This window comes from Mesorhizobium sp. M7A.F.Ca.CA.004.12.1.1 (assembly GCF_003997835.1).
Taxonomy (GTDB): Bacteria; Pseudomonadota; Alphaproteobacteria; order Rhizobiales; family Rhizobiaceae; genus Mesorhizobium.
The window spans coordinates 1-7,307 of sequence record NZ_RZRK01000270.1 but is presented as its reverse complement, the minus strand read 5'-3'; the positions used below and the strand labels follow the sequence as shown (position 1 = coordinate 7,307).

Genomic DNA, 7,307 nt, shown 5'->3' with positions numbered 1-7,307 from the left:
TTGCGGAAGAGGTCGGTGACGAACTTGTATTCGAAACCGCCCTTGGAGGTGATCTTCCAGCGATAGCCCTGGCCGGCGATCAGCTCGAAATCCTTCTGATTGACGGCGTAAGTGGAATCGGCCGAACCGATAATCAGTTCCGGCAGGTTCTTGCTGGCACGCGACGGTTTTGGTGTTGCGTCGTCGGCGCTTGCTCCGGTCGGAGCAAGGACGAATCCGGCGAGCGCGGCGAAGAAAAACCTGCGGAAAAGTTTCATGTCTTGAGCCTCCCGATGATCAATGTCTGCTATTTGGGCGAAATGACCACACCCCAGGGCTGCTGGCCCACGGTGAGCGATTGGACCGGCTCGTCGGTGGCCGTGTCGATGAAGGTGATATCGTTGGAATTGCCATTCGTGGTGATCAGCGTTTTCTGGTCGGGCGTGAAGGCCAGATGCCAGACACGCTGGCCGACGAGGATGTATTTCTCCACCTCGTAGGTGTCGGTATTGATCACCGCGACATGGTTCGCCGGGCCGAGCGCGACATAGGCTTTCTTGCCATCGGCGGTGATGGCGATGCCTACCGGCTGGATGGTTTCGGCCCGCAGTCCCTGAATCGCGAACTGGATCTTCTTCACCACTTCGCGTTTGGCGTTGTCGATGACGCTGACAGTGCCACCGACCTCGGCGCTGACCCAGACCTGCGAGCCGTCGGGCTTGAAGTCGGCGAAGCGCGGGCGCGTGTCGACCAGCACGTTGTCGGTCACCTCATGCGTGCTGGTGTCGATGAAATGCGCCATGCTGGTGGTTTCCGAGGTGTTGACCATGGTCTTGCCATCGGGGCTGACACCCATGCCTTCCGGTTCCACGCCGACCGGAATCTCGGCCAGGACCTGCTTGCTTTCGACGTCGATGGCGGTGACGAGATTATCGTCCTCATTGGCGACATAAAGCGTCTTGCCGTCCGGCGAGAGCACGAACAATTCGGGATCGGGGCCGGATGGCAGCGTACCGACGATTTCAAGCGTCGCGGTATCGATGATCTGGACCGTATCGTCATCGCTGGCGCATAGGTAGACGAACTTGCCGTCATGCGAGATGGTGATGCCGCGAGGTCTCTGGCCGACTTCAACTGTCTTCACCACCTGCATCGTCGCCGTGTCGACGACGGTCATCGTGTTGTCCTTCTCGTTGGAAACGTAGGCCGTATAGGCCGATGCCGGACTGGCCGTCAGGCCGGCCGCGAGAATGGCGAATGCGCAAGCTCGTTTCTGCACGCAAATTCCTCCCGATTGACTCTACTTGAGAGCGCATTTCGTTTCCGGCTGATCGACACCGAGCGTGTCGAGTTCGGAGACTTGGTGAAGATAGCCCTCTTGTGGCGATGTCGAGACGACGGACTTGGTATCGCCAAGCAAGATCGGCTGGCGAAGCTGGAGGTTCCATTTGCGGAAGGTCAGCTTCTGCCCCTTGAAAGCAGCAACCGAAAAGTCGTCCGAGCGCATGTAGTCGCTGATCTTTTTCGCATCGTCGCCCTTGGTGCGCGTGGTGGCCTCGCCGACGGCACGCACCGCCGTCCAGGCCGACATGTCCTTTGAAAGCATCCGCCGGCTCGCCGTCTTCAAGAAGCGGCTCTGCATCTGGATGCCGCCCCATTGTTCGCTGGCGGGATGCCATGACGATGCAACCAGACCGGCCGTGCCGGCGACCAGCCGCGGCGTCCAGGTGCGATAGGGCACGTAGGTCCCGAAAACCTCGCTTTCGTCCGCGACAAGCACCACGTCATGCTCCGGGAGATCTTGCGTGAACACGGAAATCTGCTGCTGTATCTGCGTGGCGCCGGTGTCGGTGCGCCTGGCTGTGCCGGTATCCTTGAATTCCTTCTCGGCGACGATCTGGCCGCCGAAGCGGGTTGCCGCGCGGCGCAACGCATCGGCGTAGAGACGATCCTGCTCATGCGATCCATACAGCAGCACCCAATTCGGCCACTTCTTCACCATGAGATACTGCGCCAGCGCATCGGCCAGCATGCTGCGCGTCGGCGCGACATGGAAAACGTTGACGCGGCAGTCCTCCTCGCGAAGGCTGTCGTCGGTGGCGCCGACGTTGAAGATCAGCACGCCTTTGTCGCGGGCGATGTCGGCGATCGACAGCAATTGTTTGGCTGAAAGATCGGCGACCACATAGCGGTCGCCCTTGGCGATCATGCCTTCGAATGCCTGAACCGCGTCGCCGTCGGGCTTGATCTCGGTCACGTCGAGGCTGAATTTCTGGTTGGTGAACTTTCCGGTCGTATTGTTGTCGCCGATCGCAACCTCGGCGCCGGCGACACCTTCGTCACGTGGCGGCAGGTCGAGCATGGAAAGCGTCAATTGCGGTGCGTAGGCCCGCAAATAGCCTATCTTGATTTCGGTTGTCTTTTTTTCCGGCTTCGCCACCGTTTCCTGGCCTGTCGCGTCGGAAACGTTGACGGTCAGGGAAAAAAAGCACAAAAAGGCAGCGAGAGTGCCTGGCACCGCGCTCGTCATCGATAGTAATTACCCATTCTTGCGCAAAGGTTCGACGGTTGCCGGACCCGCGCCAAGTCAAGGTGCCCATGATCAACTTAGCCGACCCGCAAAATTTATCAAACCCTATCGAAAGACTTTTCGCGCCTGCCAGAACGGTGCGGAAGGTCGCCGGCGTCGATTCGCATGGCAACACCGGCGAGACGTGGCGCAGGGGGATCGACTGCCTCTATAAAAACGTCTTGTCCTCCAAACTGGAGAAACTGTTCAAGTGACCAGAATGCTGGCAAGCGTCACCGGCATCGAAGAGGCGGAGATCGCTCTTTCTGGAGGTGTCGACATCGTCGACCTGAAGGACCCGAAGGCGGGAGCTCTGGGCGCGGTGTCCACGGAAACCATGCGCCGAACGATTTCGTTCATCGCTGGTCGGGCTCCGGTCAGCGCGGTCTGCGGCGACCTGCCGATGGAACCCGAAACGATCCGCATCAAGGCCGAAGAGATCGCGGCGACCGGCGTCGACTATGTGAAGATCGGGTGTTTCCCTTCGGCGAATATCTCTGCCTGCGCACAGGCGCTCGAACCGCTCGCCGCACGAACGAAGCTGATTGCCGTGCTGTTTGCCGATCTGGCGCCGGACTTCGAGCTTCTGCCGATATTCGCCAGGCATCGCTTCCATGGCGTGATGGTCGATACCGCGCAAAAGGGGAAGGGCCGGCTGCTCGATCATCTGCCGCCGGAGCGTATTCCGGGATTCGTCGACCGAACGAAATCGCTCGGTCTGATGGTCGGCCTGAGTGGATCGCTGGAAGCTCCGGATATTCCGCGCCTATTGCCTTTCGCTCCCGATTTTCTCGGCTTTCGGGGGGCGCTGTGTGGCCATTCCGGTCGCACGAGTTCGATCAGCGCCGAGGCGGTCTCGCAGATTCGAGAGTTGATCCCGGCGGAATCCGGGACCGGCGGTCAATCGAGTATCGACTATCGCCTGTTGGCGGCGAGAGGCTATTCGCCGGACACCGACCCGACATTGGGCACGGACAGGATTTTTGTGCGGGATTTTGTTCTGCCGGTCCAGATCGGTGCCTACAGCTTCGAGCATGGCCATACTCAAAAAGTGCGCTTTGATGTGGCCGCCGACGTGCTGCAAATCACCGACCATCCCGAGGACATGCGCCATGTGTTCTCTTATGACATCATCATGGACGGCATTCGCACCATCGTCGCGCGGGGACATATCCAGCTCAGCGAGGCTTTGGCCGAGCAGGTGGCAGCGCACGTCCTGGAGAACCAGCGTGTCGTGCGTGTCACGGTAAGGGTGGAGAAGCTCGAGCTCGGCCCTGGCGGCGTCGGCGTCGAGATCGAACGCAAGCGCCAATCGGCGGGACGCGGCGCTGCCTCCGGCACTGCCGGCCGAAAAGACCGGAGCGTTGTTTTCCGGCCGCGCCAGGAACGCCCCGAAATGCTCCGACGGGCCATCGTCCAGCTTGGCGGCAGCACCGCCCATGCGGCGGAGATGAAGAGCTGGATCGCAGCGCTGGCGGGTTCCAGGCTGCCGATCGTCATCGTGCCCGGCGGCGGCCTCTTTGCCGACCATGTGCGCGAGACGCAGACACGCATGGATTTTTCCGACGCCGCCGCGCATGCCATGGCGATCCTGGCCATGGAGCAGTTCGGCCATGTCATCCTCGACCGGGACGAAAGACTGACGCCGGCACGGTCGCTGGACGAGATCGGGCGAGCGTTGGAGGCGGGCAAGGTTCCGGTGTGGCTGCCGTCGTCACTGGCACTGCCGGCGCTGGATGTTCCGGCCTCGTGGGACATTACCTCCGATTCTCTGGCCGCCTGGCTTGCCGGCAAGCTTGGCGCAAACGCGCTGTTGCTTATCAAGCAGACCGGTGCATTCTTCGATGGCGATACCGCTGACAGCCTGAGGACCCGAGGCATTGTCGACCCCGGCTTTGCCGCCATGCTGCCCGACGGCGTCGATTTCCATCTCGCCGGTCCGAAGGATGCTGCCGAGGCCGGCGCGATGCTCGCGTTGGGCAAGCTGCCCGGCACCAGGATCGTGGCTTCAACAGGGTCGTCGGCAAAGAAGGCGGGATAGCCGATGGTGAAGCTGCATGTGCCGCGCTGGGCATGGGTTTTGACGGGTTCCGGGCATTTCTTTACGGAGAGCTTCGCACTTGTTCGCCAACTCGAACATTGCGATGTCTTCGTGTCGAAGGCTGCCAACGAAGTGTTGCGCATGTACAAGCTTAAACTTGATTTCCCGGAGACGACGCGCGTGCTGCACGACAAGACCGCGAGTGCGATCCCTGTCGGCGAATTCTACCACGGTGTCTATCACACGGTCGTGGTGGCGCCGGCCACGTCCAACACGGTCGCCAAATGCGTGCATGGCATTTCCGACACGCTCGCCACCAATGTCTTTGCCCAAGCCGGAAAGTGCCGTGTGCCAGCCATCGTCTTTGCTTGCGACACCGCGCCGGAACTCGAGACCCAGGCACCGCACGGGCTGGTCAAGGTCTATCCGCGCAGGATCGACCTGGAAAATACCAAGCAGTTGAAGAGTTTTGAGCGGACCCAGGTGGTCGAATCGCTCGCTGATCTCGAAGCCTCGCTCACACGGCGCCGGGCCGAACTCGCAAGCGATGGCTGAGCGGCTGGTTTTTCTTACCGGCCATCTGGCCAAGGCGCGGCTGAAACGGCTGCTGGCCGGGCTGGGCAGTACCGAATTCGCGTGGGAAATCGTCGACGTCGGCGTCAAGGTCGCCGCGCTGATGAGCGAGGACATTGTGAAGCGTCGGCTCACTCTGACAGGAGACGTCGACCGCGTCGTCCTGCCCGGACGCTATCGGGGCAACATCGAGCACCTGTCGGAGCATTTCGGCGTGCCCTTTGTGCGCGGCCCCGACGAGATCGCTGACCTGCCGGCCTTCCTTGGCCGGGCGGGCAAACCGCCGGATCTGACGCGTCACGATATGCGCATCTTCGCCGAGATCGTCGATGCGCCGATGCTGTCGGTCGAGGCGCTGATGGCGAGGGCCTCGATGTTGGCCGCGGCCGGCGCCGATGTCATCGATCTGGGCTGCCTGCCGGAGACGCCGTTTCCATTGCTGCCGGAGGCTGTGCGAGCGCTCAAGGCACGGGGATTTATGGTCAGCGTCGATTCGGCCAGCGTGGACGAACTGACGATCGGGGCACGCGCCGGCGCGGACTATCTTCTCAGCCTCGATGAGAACACGCTGCCGTTGATCTTCGACCATAGGGCTACGGCAGTGTTGATACCGTCCACGCCCGGCGATCTGGATTCGCTCGGCCGGGCCATCGAAGCCGCTCAAAAGGCCGGCGTTGCCTTCATTGCCGATCCCGTGCTCGACCCGATCCATTTCGGCTTCGCCGTTTCACTCGGGCGCTTCATCGAGGCGCGGCGCCGCTGGCCGGACGCCGAATTGCTGATGGGTACCGGCAATCTCACCGAATTGACCGACGCGGACAGTTCCGGTGTTACGGCCGTTCTAGCGGGACTCTGCTCGGAACTCCGGATCCGAAACGTGCTGGCGGTGCATGTCAGCCCACACACGGTGCGGACGATCGAGGAGCACGATATCGCCCGCCGCGTCATGTTGGCTGCTTGCACGGACGGCGCGTTGCCGCGCGGCTATCACCCAGGCCTGTTGCAGGTCCACGATCGCAAGCCTTTCACAGCCTCAACCGACGATATCGAGGCATTGGCGGCCCAGGTCCGCGACGCCAACTTCCGGATCGCGGTAGCGGAGGACGGCATCCATGTTTTCAATAGCAAAGGGCATGCGGTTGCCACGGATGCGTTCGAACTTTTTGCCGGGCTGGACGTCAACGCCGATGGCGCACACGCTTTTTACCTCGGCGCGGAACTGATGAAAGCGGAGATCGCGTGGCGCCTCGGCAAGCGTTATGTGCAGGACGAACCGCTCGCATGGGGCGTTGCCGCGCCGGCTCCTGAAACCGACCGTACCCGTCTTGCCGAGCCGGGCCAGACGCTCCGCGCAAGGAAAGAGCGCTAGACCATGCCCTACATTCGCGAATCGATCATCACGACGGTCAACAAGGCAGGCAACGTCCACATCGCGCCGATCGGCATCATTGCCGAGAATGACGGCTGGGTGATTGCACCGTTCCGGCCGTCGGTCACGCTCGACAATCTCGCCGAAGTGCCATTCGCCATCGCCAATTATACCGACGACGTGCGTGTCTTTGCCGGCTGCCTGACAGGCCGCAAGCATTGGCCAACCGTTCCGGTTGACGGGTTTCCGGTGCCGAGGCTCGAGGCGGCGCTGGCGTATTCGGGTCTCGAAGTCCAGGCGGTCGATGACAATGGCGTGCGCCCCCGCCATTTCTGCCGCGTGGTGCGGGAGGAAGCGCTCGCGCCGTTCACCGGCCTCAACCGAGCCAAGGCGGCAGTGCTTGAGCTGGCCATCCTGGTCAGCCGGCTCGGCATGCTGCCGCGCGATAAGATCGAGGCGGAAATCGCCTACCTTTCGATTGCCATCGAAAAGACCGCAGGCGAGGGCGAAAAGGAGGCCTGGGGCTGGCTGATGCAGCGTGTCAGCGATCACTTGACCGCCAAAGGTTCCGGTAGCGAGGACGCGCGGGGTTAGGCCGAGCGCCGCACCCTGCTTACAACGGATATCCCGCCAAAAGCGCTATCGCGGACGCGGGGGCCGCGCTGCTCGCTTGCCCGCGAACGGTGTCATCGGCGGGGATGATGTCGGCGAAATCGACGTAGCTGCGTTCCATGCGTTCGGCCAGTCGCCTGATCTGCCAGCGACCGATTCCGGCG

At 62.0% G+C, this 7,307-nt stretch carries 7 protein-coding genes and 1 pseudogene; 5 read left to right on the top strand and 3 right to left on the bottom strand.

Annotated elements, in window-relative coordinates; all coding sequences use genetic code 11:
• The 3 genes and pseudogenes from EN984_RS15955 to EN984_RS15945 all read right to left on the bottom strand — a co-directional run.
• Positions 1–257 (bottom strand): annotated as a pseudogene (locus tag EN984_RS15955) (hypothetical protein); the annotation flags it as partial.
• A gap of 29 nt (positions 258–286) precedes the next feature.
• On the bottom strand, positions 287–1,258 hold the full coding sequence (locus EN984_RS15950) for a YVTN family beta-propeller repeat protein (protein WP_127268107.1): 972 nt from the start codon (positions 1,256–1,258) through the stop codon (positions 287–289).
• 21 nt (positions 1,259–1,279) lie between these two features.
• Positions 1,280–2,509: an ABC transporter substrate-binding protein gene (locus tag EN984_RS15945; protein ID WP_127268108.1), complete on the bottom strand. Its 1,230-nt coding sequence runs from the start codon at positions 2,507–2,509 to the stop codon at positions 1,280–1,282.
• Between the two features lie 68 nt (positions 2,510–2,577).
• Between EN984_RS15945 and EN984_RS15940 the strand changes: the two genes are divergently transcribed.
• The 5 genes from EN984_RS15940 to EN984_RS15920 are packed head-to-tail and all read left to right on the top strand — an operon-like array spanning position 2,578 to position 7,125.
• Positions 2,578–2,763, top strand: a complete 186-nt coding sequence (locus tag EN984_RS15940) for a hypothetical protein (RefSeq protein ID WP_164775744.1) — start codon at positions 2,578–2,580, stop codon at positions 2,761–2,763.
• A gap of 5 nt (positions 2,764–2,768) precedes the next feature.
• Positions 2,769–4,589, top strand: coding sequence for a (5-formylfuran-3-yl)methyl phosphate synthase (locus tag EN984_RS38815; protein ID WP_245480072.1), 1,821 nt, complete (start codon positions 2,769–2,771; stop codon positions 4,587–4,589).
• A 3-nt stretch (positions 4,590–4,592) separates the two neighbouring features.
• Positions 4,593–5,144 carry a flavoprotein gene (locus EN984_RS15930; RefSeq protein WP_127268111.1) on the top strand — a complete coding sequence of 184 codons (552 nt, stop codon included), beginning with the start codon at positions 4,593–4,595 and terminating at the stop codon, positions 5,142–5,144.
• On the top strand, positions 5,137–6,531 hold the full coding sequence (locus EN984_RS15925) for a DUF6513 domain-containing protein (protein WP_127268112.1): 1,395 nt from the start codon (positions 5,137–5,139) through the stop codon (positions 6,529–6,531). The genes EN984_RS15930 and EN984_RS15925 overlap by 8 nt, the downstream gene beginning before the upstream one ends.
• A gap of 3 nt (positions 6,532–6,534) precedes the next feature.
• Entirely contained in the window at positions 6,535–7,125 is a 591-nt protein-coding gene (locus EN984_RS15920; RefSeq protein WP_127268113.1) for a DUF447 domain-containing protein, read from the top strand.
• Positions 7,126–7,307: the final 182 nt, after the last annotated feature.